General features: G+C 64.2%; 16 protein-coding genes and 1 tRNA gene. 9 read left to right on the forward strand and 8 right to left on the reverse strand.

The window, feature by feature from the left end:
* Positions 1–633 (reverse strand): T6SS effector BTH_I2691 family protein (locus QSV36_RS12310; protein ID WP_289131879.1); only part of this gene is annotated, 633 nt, incomplete at its 3' end.
* A 189-nt stretch (positions 634–822) separates the two neighbouring features.
* Positions 823–3,432: a bifunctional aconitate hydratase 2/2-methylisocitrate dehydratase gene (gene acnB / locus QSV36_RS12315; RefSeq protein WP_289132089.1), complete on the reverse strand. Its 2,610-nt coding sequence runs from the start codon at positions 3,430–3,432 to the stop codon at positions 823–825.
* 406 nt (positions 3,433–3,838) lie between these two features.
* Between acnB and QSV36_RS12320 the strand changes: the two genes are divergently transcribed.
* Complete coding sequence (locus tag QSV36_RS12320) at positions 3,839–4,306, forward strand: DUF1289 domain-containing protein (protein ID WP_289131881.1); 468 nt, start codon at positions 3,839–3,841, stop codon at positions 4,304–4,306.
* A gap of 97 nt (positions 4,307–4,403) precedes the next feature.
* Here QSV36_RS12320 and queD read toward each other — a convergent pair whose 3' ends face one another.
* Both queD and QSV36_RS12330 read right to left on the reverse strand, forming a co-directional pair.
* Positions 4,404–4,760 (reverse strand): 6-carboxytetrahydropterin synthase QueD, encoded by a 357-nt coding sequence (gene queD / locus QSV36_RS12325; RefSeq protein WP_060476796.1) that lies wholly within the window; start codon positions 4,758–4,760, stop codon positions 4,404–4,406.
* A 53-nt stretch (positions 4,761–4,813) separates the two neighbouring features.
* On the reverse strand, positions 4,814–5,893 hold the full coding sequence (locus QSV36_RS12330; protein ID WP_289131884.1) for a patatin-like phospholipase domain-containing protein: 1,080 nt from the start codon (positions 5,891–5,893) through the stop codon (positions 4,814–4,816).
* Between the two features lie 181 nt (positions 5,894–6,074).
* On the opposite strand from QSV36_RS12330, the gene QSV36_RS12335 reads away from it, so the two are divergent.
* From QSV36_RS12335 to QSV36_RS12355, 5 genes are all read left to right on the forward strand, one after another.
* Positions 6,075–6,383 carry a PepSY domain-containing protein gene (locus QSV36_RS12335; RefSeq protein ID WP_289131886.1) on the forward strand — a complete coding sequence of 103 codons (309 nt, stop codon included), beginning with the start codon at positions 6,075–6,077 and terminating at the stop codon, positions 6,381–6,383.
* A complete protein-coding gene (locus QSV36_RS12340; protein WP_170029239.1) occupies positions 6,383–6,697 on the forward strand; it encodes a PepSY domain-containing protein in 315 nt (104 codons plus the stop codon). Before QSV36_RS12335 ends, QSV36_RS12340 begins: the two co-directional genes overlap by 1 nt.
* On the forward strand, positions 6,698–7,366 hold the full coding sequence (locus tag QSV36_RS12345; protein WP_289131888.1) for a response regulator transcription factor: 669 nt from the start codon (positions 6,698–6,700) through the stop codon (positions 7,364–7,366).
* Positions 7,363–8,682 carry an ATP-binding protein gene (locus tag QSV36_RS12350; RefSeq protein ID WP_289131890.1) on the forward strand — a complete coding sequence of 440 codons (1,320 nt, stop codon included), beginning with the start codon at positions 7,363–7,365 and terminating at the stop codon, positions 8,680–8,682. The genes QSV36_RS12345 and QSV36_RS12350 overlap by 4 nt, the downstream gene beginning before the upstream one ends.
* 478 nt (positions 8,683–9,160) lie before the next feature.
* Positions 9,161–10,315, forward strand: a complete 1,155-nt coding sequence (locus QSV36_RS12355; protein WP_289131893.1) for an HPP family protein — start codon at positions 9,161–9,163, stop codon at positions 10,313–10,315.
* On the opposite strand, the gene QSV36_RS12360 is transcribed toward QSV36_RS12355, so the two are convergent.
* Positions 10,289–11,155 carry a LysR family transcriptional regulator gene (locus QSV36_RS12360; RefSeq protein ID WP_289131896.1) on the reverse strand — a complete coding sequence of 289 codons (867 nt, stop codon included), beginning with the start codon at positions 11,153–11,155 and terminating at the stop codon, positions 10,289–10,291. The genes QSV36_RS12355 and QSV36_RS12360 overlap by 27 nt on opposite strands.
* A gap of 180 nt (positions 11,156–11,335) precedes the next feature.
* Here QSV36_RS12360 and QSV36_RS12365 point away from each other — a divergent pair, with 180 nt between their 5' ends.
* Positions 11,336–13,225, forward strand: coding sequence for a propionyl-CoA synthetase (locus tag QSV36_RS12365; protein WP_289131898.1), 1,890 nt, complete (start codon positions 11,336–11,338; stop codon positions 13,223–13,225).
* Positions 13,226–13,274: 49 nt separating this feature from the next.
* Here QSV36_RS12365 and zapE read toward each other — a convergent pair whose 3' ends face one another.
* On the reverse strand, positions 13,275–14,357 hold the full coding sequence (gene zapE, locus QSV36_RS12370) for a cell division protein ZapE (RefSeq protein WP_289131901.1): 1,083 nt from the start codon (positions 14,355–14,357) through the stop codon (positions 13,275–13,277).
* Between the two features lie 158 nt (positions 14,358–14,515).
* Between zapE and QSV36_RS12375 the strand changes: the two genes are divergently transcribed.
* On the forward strand, positions 14,516–14,941 hold the full coding sequence (locus tag QSV36_RS12375; RefSeq protein WP_289131904.1) for a DUF1810 domain-containing protein: 426 nt from the start codon (positions 14,516–14,518) through the stop codon (positions 14,939–14,941).
* A gap of 1 nt (position 14,942) precedes the next feature.
* On the opposite strand, the gene QSV36_RS12380 is transcribed toward QSV36_RS12375, so the two are convergent.
* Positions 14,943–15,185, reverse strand: coding sequence for a hypothetical protein (locus QSV36_RS12380; RefSeq protein ID WP_289131906.1), 243 nt, complete (start codon positions 15,183–15,185; stop codon positions 14,943–14,945).
* Positions 15,186–15,446: 261 nt separating this feature from the next.
* On the opposite strand from QSV36_RS12380, the gene QSV36_RS12385 reads away from it, so the two are divergent.
* Positions 15,447–15,521: transfer RNA gene (locus QSV36_RS12385), tRNA-Gln, on the forward strand.
* A gap of 105 nt (positions 15,522–15,626) precedes the next feature.
* Here QSV36_RS12385 and QSV36_RS12390 read toward each other — a convergent pair.
* Positions 15,627–18,017, reverse strand: a complete 2,391-nt coding sequence (locus QSV36_RS12390; protein WP_289131908.1) for a response regulator — start codon at positions 18,015–18,017, stop codon at positions 15,627–15,629.
* Positions 18,018–18,026: the final 9 nt, after the last annotated feature.

Here is an 18,026-nt window from a genome sequence, read left to right on the forward strand (position 1 = left end):
GGCATACCTGGCGGAGGAAAACGTCGAGAACTCCAGCACATCCTCCAGGCCGAAGCGGAAGCTGTCGGTCATGGCGATGCCGAGGCTGGCAGGGTCGTTGCGCGCGGTGTCCAGATCCACCTCGACAAAGCGGGCGAGGGTGCCCGGGTCGCCGCTGGCGATACCTTGCCGGTAGCGGTCGAGTACCACCCGCGGCCAGGGGTCGTTGGCGAAGGCGATCCAGGCTTTGCGGTAGAGCAGGGTATCGATGTTGATGAACGAGGCGATGACGTCATGGCCCTCGGTGGCGCACCACTGGGGCACTGGCCTGGGTGGCGCCAGGGGCATCTGCGACACTGGGAAACGCTTGAGGGTCCCGGCTGCCGCAACCTCGTAGGCTTGCCAGATTTCCTGGTCGAGCAGCACGTAGACGTAACCCTGGCGCAACAGGCGCAACTGGTCGGTGTGCATCGGGTGAAAAGTGATCTCGCTGTCGTGCGCCAGGCGATAGGGGCGCTCGGTATCCGGGCGCGGGGCGTAGGCTTCGCGCAGCAGCAGGATCGGCAGGCCGGAGCGTTCGCAGAAATGACAGCGCCCGTAGGTGTTGGGAATCTCTTCCTGCATGGCGATGTGGATGGCTTTGCTGATGCTCATGAGGCGTTCCTTTTCCAGTGATTGACGCAACGGTCAGAACACTAGCGAGGAACGACTTCGCGGGGGAGCAACGGGCTTCCTAAAACGTTGTAGGAATATTCGGTTTAGCGCCCTTGAGTGCAAAAAAAGCCCCGGCATCTCTGCCGGGGCTTCTTCTTGTAGCTTGCAGCTTACAACTTGCCGTTCAGCTTACGCCTGGACCACCGGGATCTTGGCGTTGGCTGCCGCTTCGCGGAACTCGGCGATCTGGTCGAAGCTCAGGTAGCGGTAGACGTCGGCAGCCATGCTGTCGATGTCTTTCGCGTACTGCATGTACTCTTCGACGGTCGGCAGCTTGCCGATGATCGAAGCGACAGCAGCCAGTTCGGCCGATGCCAGGTACACGTTGGTGGCGTCGCCCAGACGGTTCGGGAAGTTACGGGTCGAAGTGGACACCACGGTCGAACCGGTCTGCACACGTGCCTGGTTACCCATGCACAGCGAGCAGCCTGGCATTTCCATGCGCGCACCGGCCTTGCCGTAGATGCCGTAGTAGCCTTCTTCGGTCAGCTGGTGGGCGTCCATCTTGGTTGGCGGAGCCAGCCACAGGCGGGTAGGGATACCGCCCTTGACCTTGTCCAGCAGCTTGCCGGCGGCGCGGAAGTGACCGATGTTGGTCATGCACGAACCGATGAACACTTCGTCGATCTTCTCGCCCTGTACCGAGGACAGCAGGCGTGCATCGTCCGGGTCGTTCGGCGCGCAGAGCACAGGCTCCTTGACGTCGGCCAGGTCGATTTCGATGATTTCAGCGTATTCGGCATCGGCGTCGGCCGACAGCAGCTCAGGCTTGGCCAGCCAGGCTTCCATGGCCTGGGCGCGGCGCTCCAGGGTGCGGGCATCGCCGTAGCCTTCGCCAATCATCCAGCGCAGCAGGGTGATGTTCGACTGCAGGTACTCGGCGATGGCCTTTTCCGGCAGCTTGATGGTGCAACCGGCAGCGGAACGCTCGGCCGAGGCGTCGGACAGCTCGAAGGCTTGCTCGACGGTCAGGTCGTTCAGGCCTTCGATCTCGAGAATGCGGCCGGAGAAGATGTTCTTCTTGCCTTTCTTCTCGACGGTCAGCAGGCCCTTCTGGATAGCGTAGTAAGGGATGGCATGAACCAGGTCACGCAGGGTGATGCCTGGCTGCAGTTTGCCCTTGAAGCGCACCAGTACCGATTCCGGCATGTCCAGCGGCATGACGCCGGTGGCAGCAGCGAAGGCTACCAGGCCGGAACCGGCCGGGAACGAAATGCCGATTGGGAAGCGGGTGTGCGAGTCGCCACCGGTACCCACGGTGTCAGGCATCAGCATGCGGTTCAGCCAGCTGTGGATGATGCCGTCGCCCGGGCGCAGCGACACGCCGCCACGGGTGCGGATGAAGTCTGGCAGGGTGTGGTGGGTGGTCACGTCGATCGGCTTCGGATAAGCCGCGGTGTGGCAGAACGACTGCATTACCAGGTCGGCGGAGAAGCCCAGGCACGCCAGGTCTTTCAGCTCGTCGCGGGTCATCGGGCCAGTGGTGTCCTGGGAACCGACGGTGGTCATCTTCGGCTCGCAGTAGGTACCTGGGCGCACGCCCTTGCCTTCCGGCAGGCCGCAGGCACGACCGACCATCTTCTGCGCCAGGGTGTAGCCCTTGCCCGAATCGGCAGGCTGCTCCGGCTTCTTGAACAGGTCGGAAGCGCCCAGGCCCAGCTCGGCGCGAGCCTTTTCGGTCAGGCCACGGCCGACGATCAGCGGGATACGGCCGCCAGCGCGGACTTCATCCAGCAGCACTTCGGTCTTCAGCTGGAAGGTGGTGACCAGTTCGTCGCTGCCGTGACGGCGCACTTCGCCCTTGAACGGGTAAACGTCGATGACGTCGCCCATGGCCAGGTTGGTGCAGTCGAATTCGATCGGCAGGGCGCCGGCGTCTTCCATGGTGTTGTAGAAGATCGGGGCGATCTTGGTGCCGAAGCAGAAGCCACCGGCGCGCTTGTTCGGTACGTACGGGATGTCGTCGCCGAAGAACCACAGCACCGAGTTGGTAGCCGATTTACGCGAGGAGCCGGTACCGACCACGTCACCGACGTAGGCAACCGGGAAGCCCTTGGCCTTGACCGCTTCGATCTGGGCCAGCGGGCCGACCGAGCCAGGCTGCTGCGGCTCGATGCCGTCGCGGGCCATTTTCAGCATGGCCAGGGCGTGCAGCGGGATGTCCGGGCGCGACCAGGCGTCCGGGGCAGGCGACAGGTCGTCGGTGTTGGTTTCGCCAGGCACCTTGAACACGGTCAGGGTGTACTTGTCGGCGATCGCCGGGCGCGAGGTGAACCACTCGCCGGCAGCCCAGGATTCCAGCACGGCCTTGGCATGGACGTTGCCGGCCTTGGCTTTTTCGGCCACGTCGTGGAAGGCGTCGAACATCAGCAGGGTGTGCTTGAGCTGTTCGGCCGCGACGGCGCCCAGTTCGGCGTCATCCAGCAGCGCAACCAGCGTCTCGATGTTGTAGCCGCCCTGCATGGTGCCCAGCAGTTCGGTGGCGTGCTTGCGGTCGATCAAAGGCGACTTGGCTTCGCCCTTGGCGATAGCGGACAGGAAAGCGGCCTTGACGTAGGCGGCTTCGTCGACCCCTGGTGGTACGCGGTGAGTGATCAGGTCTACGAGGAAGGCTTCTTCGCCGGCCGGCGGGTTTTTCAGCAGCTCGACCAGGCCTGCAGTTTGTTCGGCGTTCAGCGGCTGGGGCACGATGCCCAGGGCGGCACGCTCTTCGATGTGTTTGCGGTAGGCTTCAAGCACAGTTATTTCCCTCATCAGTGGTCCCTAAAGGGGGTCCGGGACGCTCATCCAGCATTCAATGCACCCATGCGCTGCCACGGCTTTGTGGGCCGCCCAGCCAGGGTCGCAAAGAATCCTTACAGAAGCTGCTTTCAAAGTTTTACGCCTGCAGAACGGAAAGCTGATGAGGGCTGGCACGGGCATGCGAGGGATGCATGGCCCGGGCCAACGCCGTTCTACCGGATGAACTGTGCTCGTGACGCTTTGAAAACAGCTTCCAACGGACATTGTTGCCTTTGAAAAGGCGGGATGATTCTACGGCAAAAAAAGCCTGAAGGTAAGGCGGCGAAGACGACTTTAACGAGTGACCCTGGTTAGACAAAGGGCTAACATGGGCCCGTGTTCCACCGCCAAGCTGTTGTTTTTCATGTCCAACAAGTCCATCAAGACCCCGTGTGTCGGCCTCTGCTCAACGGTGTATGGCGACACGGTATGCCGTGGCTGCAAGCGCTTTCACCATGAAGTGATCCACTGGAACGGCTACGACGATGCGCAAAAGCGTGCGGTGTGGTTGCGTCTGGAGCAACTGCTGGTGCAGGTGATGATGGCCAAGCTGGAGGTGTTCGACAAAGCCCTGCTGCGCCAGCAATTGGAGCAGCGGTCCATCCGCTTTGTCGAGCAGCAGTCCGAGTATTGCTGGGCATACCAGCTGATTGCCCGCGGGGCCCGGATGATCCGCGACCTGGAAGCTTACGGCATGGTGCTGCTGCCGGAATTCCGCGATTGGGAGCTGCCGCAGCTGCGCGATGCCATCGACCGCGAGTTCTTCCTGTTGTCCGAAGCGCATTACCAGCGCTACATCGCCCCGGCGTTCTTGAACAGCACACTGGAATAGCGGCCTCTCCCAACGGCCAGCGCGGCTGGCGCACTCCGACCATCTGGCCAACCCATCGCGGATCGTTGTGAACGCAGTGGGGCCAGCCCCTGCTGCATCAGTCGCCGGTGTACTCGCAGCCGCTGGTGCAGGTTTCGTGGATACGCACTTTCGACAGCTCGGGCATCAGCGGCTTGACCTGGTCCCAGATCCATTTGGCGATGACTTCGCTGGTCGGGTTCTCGAGCCCCGGGATGTCGTTCAGGTAGTTGTGATCCAGCTGATCGTAAATCGGCTTGAAGATCGCCTTCACTTCGGCAAAATCACGAATCCAGCCGGTGTGCGGGTCGAGCGGGCCGGTCAGGTGCAGGCCGACCTTGAACGAGTGACCGTGCAGCCGACCGCATTTGTGCCCAGCCGGGACGTGGGGCAGGCGGTGGGCCGATTCGAATGTAAATTCCTTGAAGATTTCCACGCTGTCGTAACTCTTTATGAATCAAGAATGCGCGCAGTCTACCAGCATGCCCGCTACAAGGCTTGCAGGCGTTCGTGCAACCGCCCGGTGGCGATCAGTTCCAGCAGCTCGTCGCCCAGCCGCTGGCTTTCGGCAATCGCTTTGTACCAGTAACGCTTGCGGCCTGGCGCATCCCCCATGAAACGCTTGAAGTCGTTACGGTCGGGTAGCTTGCCGTAGGGCAGGGCGGCCAGGTATTGCGGCGACGGTGTGATCAGCAGCACGTTCTGCAGGCGCGTGGCATCGCCCCTGCGCCACGGCAGGGCCTTGTCGAACCAGCCAGGCACGACCTTGTCGGTGAAGTGCGGGTACAGCACCAGGTCGTCGCCGCGGTAGGGCAGGTCAAGGTGGTAATCGAGCAGGCCGCCGTCACGGTAGGTGCCGGCACCGGCACCGGGGATGTCTTTCACACCCTCCATGACCATGGGGATGGAGCCTGAGGCGAGCAGGGCATGGCGCAGGTTGGCCAGGTCCAGCGGCAGGCAGCGCGAGGGGAAATCGGTGAGCGCGTCGAGCGGCGGCGTGGCGCGGCCATCGTGGAGGATGATGCGTTCAAAGTGACGGGCCAGGCGCGCACGGCCAAGCAGGTTGCTGGCCACCACCGAACCCAGGCCTAGGCCCAGGCGCGCGCGATGATCGTGGGCAAGATGCCCATGGCTCTTGACCACCAGGATGTTCAGGCGATAGTGCGGGTTGGCCAGCAGCTCGCCGTCGCGGCCTTGCAACAGGTCATCGAGCATGCGTTGGCAGCTGCGGCTGATCTCGGTGGGCGTGACGCCCTTGGCAAAATCCTGCTCGGTATACAGTTCGCCCAGGCGACGGATGCCTGCGACCGGGTCGTCAAGGCAGGCACTGGCGAAGCGCCAGGCACCGATCGAGGCACCGATCAGGGCGCGCTGCCGTGGCGCCGACGGCAGCCATTCACCGAACAGTGCCAGGTCCAGGCCCTGGATGCCCAGCGGCTTCGGCCCACCCGCGGCACCCGGCAGCACGCCCACATCGGCCGCCTGCAAGCCGCGCTCGCGGATCTGCCGCAGGGCACGCTGGCCGGCCTTGAAGGTGAGGGCGGGGTACTTGACGTGGATGGCACTCATGGCGGGTCTCTTGGGCGGTAAGTGGGCATTATAGGGACCCTGCGGGGTATGTGCAGGTCGGCAAGCCGCTGGCCCATTGACCTGCGCTATCATGCCGGCAGTTGTTTTCAGGTTGAATTAAGGACCGCTGGGTAATCTTAACCCCGTAGACAACTTGTACAGTTCTCAGGAGAGAAGAACGATGAAAACCTTGACTGCCCTGTTCACCGCCGCCGCCCTCGCGTTCGGCGCCAACGCCGCCTTCGCCAAGGACGTGCAGCCCGACGAAGTGGTCAAACTGGTCAACGCCAAGACCATCAAGTCGCTGGACGAACTCAAGGCCGCTGCCGTGGCCAAGCACCCGGGGGCCACGGTCACCGACTCCGAGCTGGAAGACGAATACGGTCGCTACGTCTACAAGGTCGAGCTGCGCGACAGCCAGAATGTCGAGTGGGATGTCGACCTGGATGCCAAGACCGGTGAAGTCCTCAAGGACGAGCGGGACAACTGATGATCCACCTGCCGCGGTCGGCACGCTACCTCGCGCTGGTGCTGCTGGCCGCTTGTTCGCTGGCCATGGCCCGCGACCTTGACCAGGACGAAGCCCTGGAACTGCGCCAGAAGGGTGTCATCCTGCCACTCGAGCATCTGCTGGAAACTGCCCTGGGGCGTCACCCCGGGGCACGCCTGCTGGAGGCCGAGCTGGAGGAAGACAACGATCGCTATGAATATGAAGTCGAGTTGCTGACGGTTGAAGGCGTGGTGCGCGAGGTCAAGCTCGATGCCAGCACCGGTACCCTGCTCAAGGACGAGGAAGACGACTGAATGCGCCTGTTGCTAGTCGAAGATAACGTGCCGCTGGCCGATGAACTGACCCGTGCACTGCAACGCCAGGGCTACGCTGTCGACTGGCTGGCCGATGGGCGCGATGCCGTGTACCAGGGGCAGAGCGAACCGTACGACCTGATCATTCTCGACCTGGGCTTGCCAGGCTTGCCGGGCCTTGAGGTGCTGGCCCAATGGCGCGCCGCCGGCCTGGCCACACCCGTGCTCGTCCTCACTGCGCGCGGCTCGTGGGCCGAGCGTATCGAAGGGCTGAAGGCTGGGGCTGATGACTACCTGAGCAAGCCGTTTCACCCCGAAGAGCTGCAACTGCGCATCCAGGCGTTGCTGCGCCGTGCCCGTGGCCTGGCCAACCAACCGACGCTGGAGGCGGCCGGCCTGCACCTGGACGAAAGCCGCCAGTGCGTCAGCCGCGACGGCGTGGATATCCAGCTGACCGCCGCCGAGTTCCGCCTGCTGCGCTACTTCATGCTGCATCCGCAGCAGATCCTGTCCAAGAGCCATCTGGCCGAGCACCTCTACGACGGTGAGACCGAGCGTGATTCCAACGTGCTGGAAGTGCACGTCAACCATTTGCGGCGCAAGCTGGGCCGCAGCGTCATCGAGACTCGCCGCGGGCAAGGCTATATCTACGCCGGGAGCACCGCGTGAAGTCGATCCAGGCGCGCCTCAGCCTGGGCCTGGTGGCGGTGCTGGTGGTGGTCGGCCTGGTGCTGGCGCAACTGACCCTGTGGCTGTTCGAGGCTGGCCTGCAGCGTTACCTGGAAAACGGCCTGCGCAAGGAAAGCGAGAACCTGCTGGTCGCCCTGGTGCGCGGGCCTTCGGGCCTGCAGCTGGATGAGCGGCGTATCTCGGCGGCTTACCAGCGGCCGTTTTCCGGCTATTACTTCCGCATCGATTTCGATAAAGGCACCTGGCGTTCTCGTTCGCTGTGGGACCTGGACATGCCCAAACCTGCTGCACCGGGGCTTTCCGACAGCCACCAACTGGGGCCGGAAGGTCAGCAATTGCTGGCCTTGCGCGCCGATTACCGGCGCCTGGGGCAGGACATCTCGATCAGCGTGGCACAGGACTATTCGCCGGTCCGCGACGGTTTCCGGCGCATGCAGCAGATCGGCCTGGGCATGGGCCTGGTGGCACTGGTCCTGGTGCTGGTGTTGCAACGCATCACCGTGACCCGCTCGCTGCGGCCACTGGAGCGCGCGCGTCAGCAAATCGCCCAGTTGCAGCAGGGCCAGCGCTCGCAGCTGGATGCCGAGGTGCCCAGCGAACTGGCGCCATTGGTGGGGCAGATCAACCATTTGTTACTGCATACCGAAGACAGCCTGCGCCGCTCGCGCAATGCTCTGGGCAACCTTGGCCATGCGCTGAAGACGCCGCTGGCGGTGCTGCTGAGCCTGGCCTCCAGCGAGCGGCTGAACGAATTGCCCGAGGTTCGCGCGCAGATGCGTGAGCAACTGGAGCAGATCCAGCAACGCCTGACGCGAGAGCTGAACCGGGCAAGGTTGGCGGGTGACGCGCTGCCGGGCGCGCAGTTCGACTGTGACGCCGAATTGCCGGGGCTGCTGGCGACGCTGGGGATGATTCATGGTGAGGGCTTGTTGCTGGCCAGCGATGTACCGTCCGGGCTGTTGCTGCCATGGGACCGCGAGGACTTCCTCGAATTGCTCGGCAACCTGCTGGACAATGCCTGCAAATGGGCTGACAGCGAGGTGCGCCTGGGCATTGCGGTGGATGCCGAGGGCTACCGGTTGTGGATCGATGACGATGGCCCAGGCATCCCCGGCAGCCAGCGGCAACAGGTGCTGGAACGCGGGTCGCGGCTGGACGAGCAGGTTGACGGGCATGGCCTGGGCCTGGGTATCGTGCGCGATATCGTCGAGGCCTGGGGCGGCCGCCTGGCGCTGCTGGATAGCCCCTTGGGCGGGCTACGGGTTGTTATCGACCTGCCGCGCAAGGTTCGATAATGCCGCGGCCGCTGTGCGGCCCATCGCCGGCAAGCCCACAGTTTAAGCGCTGGCTCAGGATGACGCGGCACTTGCAGGGGGGGCCGCGAAGAAGACACCGCGGCGGATGGCACGGGCTTCGCCCGTGTTCGCGGGGCAAGCCCGCTCCTACAGGGACCGCGCCAGCTTTCAGAAATTGAGCAAAGCAGTTGCTCCTTCAGCTTCGAATTGACGCGGCACCTATGGCAGCTGGCTTGCCGGCGATGGGCTGTAACGCACTCCTCGATATCAGCAATGCAAAAAAATTGCAGTGCAGCCGCATTTTTTTGAATTAGCCCAATCTCACCCTGCCGGGCAAAATCCCTCGCATGAAACCCTGCGGTTTCCATCCCTCCACGGACGGAACCCCTTTGGCGATTGCCGATGCAATACGCGGCCCAGGCCATTACGGCTGGGCTTTCTTTTCCAACCAGAAAAAGCAAAGACTTCGACCACCTTCATGTCTGCCTCGCGTTCCGATACTCGTCTGCAGCGGCTGTTGCCTGCGCCCCTGAATATTCCCCCCAGAGAATGGTTGCGTGCCGGTATCGGCGCACTGTTCGGCCTGTTCCTCGCCGGTTGGCTGACCAGCATGGCCTTTGGCCCGGGCATCGCCTTGCACCTGCTCGGCCCGCTGGCGGCTTCGGCCGTGCTGGTGTTCGCCGTGCATTCCGGCCCGTTGGCCCAGCCCTGGCCGGTGCTGGGCAGCTACGCCGTGGCCGGCGCGGTCGGCCTGGCCATGCGCCAGGGCTTCGGCCCGGAGTTGTGGGTGGCCGCCGCCGCCCTGGGTATTTCGATCCTGATGATGTGCCTGCTGCGCTGCCTGCACCCGCCGGGTGGCGGGGTGGCGGTGAGCGCGGTGCTGGCCGACTCGGGGCTGACCGCCATGGGCGATCACCTGCTGCAGCCGGTGCTGCTCAATGCGCTGATCCTGGTGACGGTGGCGGTCCTCTATAACCGCCTGACGGGCGTGCGCTATCCGAAAGTCGCAGCGCCACGCAAGGACCTGCACCATACCCATGACCCGCTGCCCAGCGAACGGGTCGGCATCCGTGGCGAAGACTTGGACCAGGCGCTGGGGGAACTGGGCGAGTTCGTCGACGTCACCCGTGACGAACTGGAACGCATCATCCTTGCCACCGAACAACACGCCCTGCAGCGCAGCCTGGGCGGCATCACCGCCGCCTCGGTCATGTCCCGCGATGTTCAGTTCGCCTCGCCCGATACCACCCTGGAGCAGGCCTGGCAGATGCTCGCCAGCCATCACCTGAAAACCCTGCCGGTACTGCAGCACGGCAAGCTGGTGGGCATCGTCAGCCTCAGCGACCTGGTCGGCCCGGCCATGCAGCGGGGCCGCTTCAGTTGGCGCGGCTTGTTCGGCCGCAAGGCGGTGCGCATGGAGCAGGTAATGAGCCGCCGGGTCATCAGCGTCAGCAGCCAGCACCCGCTGGAGCGGTTGCTGCCGTTGCTGTGCGAACAGGGCCTGCACTGCCTGCCGGTGCTGGAAGCCGAGCAGCTGGTGGGCGTGATCACCCAGACCGACCTGATCGCCGGCCTCAAGCGCCAGCTACTCAGCCGAACCGAAGCGTCAGATCAGCGGGTCCCAGCGTTGTGACCAGTCGCTGGCGCCGGCGGCTACCAGCCGGCGCAGGATGGCGAAGGCTTGTTGCAGGGCCTCGCTGTCCCGTTTGCGCGGGTACACCAGATAGGTCGGGTAGGTGAATTCCGGCGCCTGCGGGACCCGCTCGAACACCCCGCTGTCCAGGTAGGCTTGCACTACCCGGGTACGGAAGTAGCCACTGCCGCCCTGCTCGAGAATGAACTGCAACGCCAACGGGCCCAGGTTGAAGCTCAGGGCCGGGCGCGCGCAGTCGGGCAGGGCAGCATCGTGCTGGCGGCGGAAGGCTTCGCCCCAGTCGATGTAGATGTACGGGTCGGGTCGGTCGACCCGGCGCACGCGAATCAGTTTCTCTTCCATCAGCTGCTCCACCTGCAGCCCTGGGCCATAGTTCGGCTGGTAGACCAGCGCGGCATCCAGCAGGCCCATTTCAACCTTGCGCAGCAGCGACTCGCCATCACTCACCTCGCTGCGGATGGCATGGCTGGGTAGCTGTTGATGCAGGGCACTGACCCAGTCGAGCATCATCGGGTTGCCCAGGCTTACCTCACCGCCTACATGCAGCACTTGCTGGCAGCCTTGTGGCAGCGGCAGGTCGCGGCGCGCCGCTTCCCAGGTTTGCACCAGCTGGTTGGCATAGCTGACGAAGGCCTTGCCGTCGCTGGTCAGGCTGGCGCCGTTGCGGCTGCGTACGAACAGCTGGCAACCCAGTTGCTGCTCCAGGCGCTGTACACGGGCGGTAATTGCCGTCTGTGACACGAACAGGCGTTCGGCGGCGGCAACCAGGCTGCCGCAACGCACGATTTCCAGAAAGGTTCGGGCCTGATCGATGTCCATGTGCTGCTCGTGAGTTGAAGGGGTGGCCTATTCTAGAGGCTTTGCACTGTTATGGGGCGCTTTTGCGCTGTCTGCAAATTTGCAGGTCGGTTGTGACTTTAGACCCATGGCAGTGCCGCTGTAGCGGTCCATACTCAGGTTTCGCCCTTCAATAACAACAAATACCGGGTTTCCCTCGATATGAGCTACCAGCACAGCTACGCCCACTCCATTACCGACCCTGCCGCATTCTGGGCGGAACAGGCCGCGCACCTGGCCTGGCACCGCAAGCCTGCCCTGACCTTGCAGGACAACGCCGACGGTACCCACCGCTGGTTCGCCGATGGCCGACTGAACAGCTGCTACCTGGCCCTCGATCACCAGATCGAGCAGGGCCGGGGCGAACAGCTGGCGCTGATCTACGATTCGCCGGTGACCGGCGTGCAGCAGGCCTATACCTACCATCAGTTGCGTGACGAGGTAGCACGCCTGGCCGGTTTGCTGCGCCAGCTGGGGGTGAACAAGGGCGACGGGGTGATCATCTACATGCCCATGGTGCCGCAGGCGGCCATGGCCATGCTGGCCTGTGCGCGGATCGGTGCGGTGCACTCGGTGGTGTTCGGTGGCTTTGCCGCCAACGAACTGGCCTTGCGCATCGGCGATGCCCGGCCAACGTTGCTGCTGACGGCCTCCTGCGGGCTGGAGTTCGACCGGGTGATCGCCTACAAGCCGCTCGTCGACCGCGCTCTGCAGCTGGCCCGGCACCAGCCGCGCAATGTGCTGGTGCTGCAACGGCCGCAAGCCCGCGCCGAACTGCAGGCGGGCCGTGACCTGGACTGGCAGGCGGCATTGGCCCAGGCCGAGCCGGTGCCACCGGTGGAGCTGGATGCGGGCGACCCGCTGTACATCATGTATACCTCGGGCACCACCGGCAAACCCAAAGGCATCGTGCGCGAAAACGGCGGCAACGCCGTGGCGCTGTGCTATGCCATGCGCCACATCTACGGCATGCAGGCGGGCGACGTGTGGTGGGGAATTTCCGATGTCGGCTGGGTGGTCGGCCATTCGCTGATTGTCTACGGGCCACTGATGAGTGGCTGCACCACGGTGTTCTACGAAGGCAAGCCGATCCGTACCCCGGACGCTTCGGCCTACTGGCGCGTGGTGGAGCAGTACAAGGTCAATGCCCTGTTCTGTGCGCCCACCGCCATGCGTGCCATCCGCAAGGAGGACCCGGACGGTGAGCTGATCCGCAAGCATGACCTGAGCTCGCTGCGCCAGTTGTTCCTGGCGGGCGAGAAACTCGATTCCAGCACCCACGAATGGCTGGAGCGGGTCACTGGCAAGCCGGTGCACGACCATTGGTGGCAGACCGAGACCGGCTGGCCGGTCACCGCACCCTGCGTCGGGCTGGAGGGCAGCGCGGCGAAGCCGGGGTCCAGCAACCGGGCGGTGCCGGGCTACCACGTGCAGGTGCTGGATGACGAGGGGCATTTGCTGGGGCCGAACCACCAGGGCTCGATCGTCATTGCGCTGCCGCTGCCGCCCGGCTGCAGCCAGACGCTATGGGGCGACCACGAGCGCTACCTGCAGGCCTACCTGCGCACCTACCCGGGGTACTACCACACGGGTGATGGCGGCTATCTGGATGACGAAGGCTTCGTCTACATCATGGGGCGCACGGATGATGTGATCAACGTGTCCGGGCACCGGCTGTCCACCGGTGAGATGGAGGACCTGGTGGCACGTCATCCGGCGGTGGCCGAATGCGCAGTGATCGGCGTGCATGACGAAATCAAGGGGCAGGTGCCATTGGCCCTGGTGGTGCTCAAGGATGGCGAGGGCATCGCCGAGGCGCAGTTGCTGGTGGAGCTGGTGGGCAGCGTGCGCGAGGAGATTGGTGCATTGGCCTGCTTCAACCGGGTACGGCTGGTGAAGCGGCTGCCCAAGACCCGTTCGGGGAAGATCCTGCGGGCCGTGCTGCGCAAGATTGCCGACGGGCAGGACTACGTGCCGCCTTCGACCCTGGATGACCCGGCGGTACTCGGGGAGATCGAAGCGGTGCTGGCGGACTTGCCCAGGGCTGGCTGATCAGGTGATGTTGCGGGCCTCCTCGCAGGTGCACCTGCGAGGAGGCCTGTCAGGCAACTCGATCCTCGGGCCCAAGCTGATGCAACTGCCCCAGCCGGCTGCGGGTGCGCATCAAGTCGGCAAGCGGCCCGTCCAGGCTCTCTTCCAGCGGCCGTTTACCGAGCACTATCACCTGCCGGTCCTGGTCATACAGCACATCCACCAGGTTGACCAAACGCTGCTGCGCCGCCAGCGAGCATTCCGAAAGACTGTCCAGCCCGTCGATGATCCATTCATCGTATCGCTCGGCCAGTACCAGATAGTCGATAACCGCCGTGGCGTTCTCGCACAGGTCGGCAAAGGCAAACACTACCCGCCGGCCATCGCTGGCCAGTGCGCGCAACGGGCGCTTGTTCACTTCCAGCACCAGCGGCTGTTGTTGCGGCACCCCGAGCGCCTGGCGTTGTGCCGCGGTGCCCGGCCAGGCATAGCAACCACGGGTGAAGCGCTGATGTTCGCGGTTGGCCGGCAGGCTGCGGAAATCGGTGTCGCCACTGACCTCGAGCACTTCCATCGAGCTGTTGATCAGGCGGATCACCGGCAGGAAGCGCTCATGGTACAACGGGTTGGGCAGTAGCCCTTCGGGCGCATAATTGGACGTTACCAGCAACCACACCCCGCGGCTGAACAGGGCGTTGAACAGGCGCGTCAGCAACATGGCATCGCCAATGTCGTGCACGTGGAACTCGTCGAAGCACAGCACCCGGCAGCCGCCCAGCAACTCGTCGAGGGTCGCGCCCAGCGCATCATCCAGCGCGCGGTGGCGGTGCATGCCCTGGTGCAGGCGGGCAAAGAAGTCATGGAAATGCAGGCGTTGCTTGGCCGCTACCGGCACGGCCTGGAAGAAACCATCGAGCAGCCAGCTCTTGCCGCGCCCCACCGGGCCGTACAGGTACAGGCTACGCGGTTGGCCTTGTTCGAGCTGTGCCAGTTGCCCGGCCATGCACTGGATTACTAGGCGCTGGCCGTCGCTGAGCTGATAACCGCGGCCGCGTGCCTGCTCTTCGAACCAGCTGAGCAGTTCGCTCTGTGGGGCGGTGTCACGCAAGCGCCGGCCGAGCTGGCGTAACGAGGTAGGAATCCAGGCGGGCACAGCGAAGCTCCTTCGGCAATAGGGGGGGAGCATGCAGCTTGCCCGAGGGCAGCCAGTTTGACTAATACAGAAAGTGCGCGGCAATCATCGCCTGGCGCGATAGGTCGGGCCCTCAGGCGTACAGTGAAGGACATGACCGATACCGAGGAGGGACGAGCATGCATGCCGACTATGATCTGGAGCGCTTCGTCGAGGCGCAGAACCGGGTGTACGATCAGGTGATGCAGGAGCTGCAGGCCGGGCACAAGCGCAGCCACTGGATGTGGTATGTGTTTCCGCAGCTCGCTGGCCTGGGCCGCAGTGCCATGGCCGAGCGTTATGCCCTGGCCGGGATCGACGAAGCCCGGGCCTACCTTGCTCACCCGCTGCTGGGGCCGCGCCTGCAAGCTTGCCTGAGTGCGCTGCTGCAACACCGCGACAAGAGTGCCAGGGCAGTACTCGGCAGCCCCGATGACCTCAAGCTGCGTTCGTGCCTGACCCTGTTCGCCCGGGCGGCGCCCGACAACCCGTTGTTCCAGCGGGCGTTGGCGCAGTTCTATGACGGCAAGCCAGACCCCCTGACGGTGTCCGCCTTGGCGGGTTAGCTCAGAGCTTGCGCTCCAGTTGGCGCTCGATCATGTATTTCACGGCCAGCCGGCGCTCCTTGAGGTGACGCAGGTCTTCGTCCTCGAAGTTGCCGGCCGAGATCGACTCGGCGGCAAGCACCTGGTTATCGATGTCCACGTACTCGTCGAGCAGCCGGTCCAGCGCCTTGTCCTGCTGGCGGCGTTGCTGGACGATTTCACGTGGGTAATGCAGGTCCTGGTAGAGATCGTGAGAAACAGGCATGGGAGTCCTCCATGGTCGATGCAGTTGCCTCATCTGATTGGAAGGGAGGAATGCGATTGTGTTGAAGCGAGGCGGGCGGAAAGCGACGGATGGTCACTGGGTAACACACGGAAACGACTAACTCGCTGTTTTCTGGCAATTTTTTTTCATCAGGGGGTTCACAGACCGAAAGTTTGTTGTTAAAGTGCCGCGCATTCCAAGACAACAACCCAGTTGTCACTCAGTTGGAATTGTCTGAGCAGCGAATGCTGCATCCGATACAGGGGCGTCGCCAAGCGGTAAGGCAGCAGGTTTTGATCCTGCCATGCGTTGGTTCGAATCCAGCCGCCCCTGCCATTTTCTAGCTTCAAACGTATCTTGGTCCGGTGCTTGAACAGTAAGCGCTGGGCTTTGCCGTATCTGCCTTTTGCATTTCCTTGTAGGCGCGACGCAAGGCCGCGCCTACGCGGTCCTGGTCGTCAGCATGTCGTTCAGCACCCGGGCCAGTTCATCGGCCTGGACCGGCTTCTGCACTACCAGGCTGCCCGGCAGCTCCAGCCCCTGCAATTCCGCGTAACCGGTAAGCAACACCACTGGCAGGTGCGGATACCGTTCGCGTGCGGCCAAGGCCAGTTGTGCGCCGTTGAACTCGGGCATGGCGAAATCGCTCAGCAGCAAGTCGATTCGCTCATCCAGCAAGGCCAGGGCCTGTTCGCCGCTGTGTGCCTGGCGCACCTGGTAGCCATACTGGCGTAACACATCGCCAAGCATGTCGCGCACCAGGTGGTCGTCATCCACCAGCAGTATCGTCCGGTTGCCGCCGCTTGCGCTGATCGAGTGGCTGAGCAGCGGCGGTAGTGGTTCACTCACCGCTTGATCCTTGACCGCCGGCAGGTACACCGCCACCTGCGTGCCGCGCCCCGGCACGGTGTCGATGTGCACGCCACCCCCGGACTGCTTGGCGAAGCCGAACACCTGCGCCAGGCCCAGGCCCGAGCCCTTGCCGATGTCCTTGGTGGTGAAGAACGGCTCGAACACCTTGGCCAGCACCTCTTCGCTCATGCCGCAGCCGGTGTCGCGTATGCTCATCACCACGTACTCGCCCGGGTCCGGGTCTTCGGGGCGTTGCGGGCGGGCTTCAACACGGGTGTTACGGGTCGCCAGGGTCAGTTGGCCACCGTCAGGCATGGCGTCGCGGGCATTGATCGCCAGGTTGAGGATGATCATCTCGGTCTGGGTCGGGTCGGTCAGTGCCTGCCACAGGGTCGGCTCCAGGTCCAGGCGTACCGAGACATTGCCGCCCAGGGTGCGGCGCAGCAGCTCCTCCAGGCCGGCCAGGGTGCGGTTGAGGTTCAGCGGCACTGGCTCCAGGCGCTGACGGCGGGAGAAAGCCAGCAACTGCGAGGTCAGCTTGGCGCCGCGTTCGCCGGCTTCGCGGATGTGCGTGAGGCGCGAGCGGGCCTTGTCCAGGTCGCCCTTGGCCAGGTCGCGTTCGAGGAAGCTGGCACCGGTGAGGATCACTGTCAGCAGGTTGTTGAAGTCGTGGGCCACGCCAGCGGTCAGCTGGCCGACCGCCTCCAGGCGCTGCATCTGTTGCAGTGCTGCCTCGATGCGTTCGCGTTCGTCGATCTGCTCGCGCAGGCGTGCGTTGGCTTCGGCCAGGCCCATGGCGGCCTCGCGTTCGCTGGTGATGTCGCGTGCCACCACGTACAGCAAGGTGTCTTCCGGCACCACCACCCACGACAACCAGCGCTGCTGGCCGCCGGCATGCAAGACGCGCCCGACGAAGCGGGCGCTGGTGCGGCCGTGGGCGAGGGCGGCCAGTTCGGTGAGCAGCAGTTCCTGGTCGGGCTCGGGCAGCAGGTGCAGCAGCGAGGACCGGCTCAGGCGCTCGCGGGAAAAGCCCAGGCTGGCCTCCCAGGCGGGGTTCAATGCAACCGGGGTCAGGTCCTTGTTGAGCACCGCCAGCAGGTCCTGCGACAGCTCCCAGGCGCGGTCGCGTTCGCGGGTACGGCGCTCGACCCGTTCACCAAGCATCTCGTTAAGCTGACGCAGCGCCTGGGTGGCCAGGCGCTGGGTATGGATGTCCTGCAGCACGCCGGAGAAGCGCACGCACTGGTCGTTGACGAACTGACTCTGGCCGCTGCTGAGCAACCAGCGCGGCTCCTGGCCATCGGGCTGGGCGATGCGAAATTCCACCCGGTACTGGCCACCGTTTTGCGGGCGCATGGCGCGGTCTACCGCTTCGCGCACCAGCGGCAGGTCGTCGGGGTAGATGCCGGCATAGAACACGTCCAGGGTCATTTCGGTACTGGTGGGCAGGCCGAACAAGGTCTTGCAGCGGTCATCCCAGAGCAACAGCCCTTCTTGCGGGCGCATGTCCCAGGTGCCCATGCCGGCCGCGTCGATGGCAATGCGCGCACGTGCCTCGACGTCGGCCAGGGCCTCTTCGGCGCGCCGCCGGCGCTGGCGCTCCTGCACCTCGGTCAGGGCCCGGCGCACTGCCTTGGGCAGCAGTGGCAGGTTCTTCTTCAGCACATAATCGGTGGCACCCAGGCGGATCATTTCCACCGCATGCTCTTCGCCGTAAATGCCGGACAGGAAAATGAACGGGATGTCCGGTGCCAGGCGCTGGGCTATCGCCAGCACTTCAGTGCCGGACGAGCCCGGCAACACACAGTCGCACAGGATCAGGTCGTAGCGGGCCTCGCGCAGGGCGTGCTCTACGCCAACATGGTCGAATACCAGTTGCGCCTGCACATGCAGCCCGCTGCGCTCCAGGCGCATCAGGGTCAGCTCGGCATCCATCGAACTGTCCTCGACCATCAACAGTTTCAGCGGCATTGGCTGCATCGTCGCGGC

It is taken from the genome of Pseudomonas sp. BCRC 81390 (assembly GCF_030341915.1).
Taxonomy (GTDB): domain Bacteria; phylum Pseudomonadota; class Gammaproteobacteria; order Pseudomonadales; family Pseudomonadaceae; genus Aquipseudomonas.

Excerpts from the sequence above, each read along its gene's own strand:
- QSV36_RS12340 (WP_170029239.1), top strand. The coding sequence starts at position 6,383 with ATGATCCACCTGCCGCGGTCGGCACGCTACCTCGCGCTGGTGCTGCTG.
- QSV36_RS12320 (WP_289131881.1), top strand. The coding sequence starts at position 3,839 with ATGTCCAACAAGTCCATCAAGACCCCGTGTGTCGGCCTCTGCTCAACG.
- QSV36_RS12365 (WP_289131898.1), top strand. The coding sequence starts at position 11,336 with ATGAGCTACCAGCACAGCTACGCCCACTCCATTACCGACCCTGCCGCA.
- QSV36_RS12380 (WP_289131906.1), bottom strand. The coding sequence starts at position 15,185 with ATGCCTGTTTCTCACGATCTCTACCAGGACCTGCATTACCCACGTGAA.
- QSV36_RS12390 (WP_289131908.1), bottom strand. The coding sequence starts at position 18,017 with ATGCAGCCAATGCCGCTGAAACTGTTGATGGTCGAGGACAGTTCGATG.
- QSV36_RS12375 (WP_289131904.1), top strand. The coding sequence starts at position 14,516 with ATGCATGCCGACTATGATCTGGAGCGCTTCGTCGAGGCGCAGAACCGG.
- QSV36_RS12345 (WP_289131888.1), top strand. The coding sequence starts at position 6,698 with ATGCGCCTGTTGCTAGTCGAAGATAACGTGCCGCTGGCCGATGAACTG.
- QSV36_RS12335 (WP_289131886.1), top strand. The coding sequence starts at position 6,075 with ATGAAAACCTTGACTGCCCTGTTCACCGCCGCCGCCCTCGCGTTCGGC.
- QSV36_RS12330 (WP_289131884.1), bottom strand. The coding sequence starts at position 5,893 with ATGAGTGCCATCCACGTCAAGTACCCCGCCCTCACCTTCAAGGCCGGC.
- QSV36_RS12355 (WP_289131893.1), top strand. The coding sequence starts at position 9,161 with ATGTCTGCCTCGCGTTCCGATACTCGTCTGCAGCGGCTGTTGCCTGCG.
- QSV36_RS12360 (WP_289131896.1), bottom strand. The coding sequence starts at position 11,155 with ATGGACATCGATCAGGCCCGAACCTTTCTGGAAATCGTGCGTTGCGGC.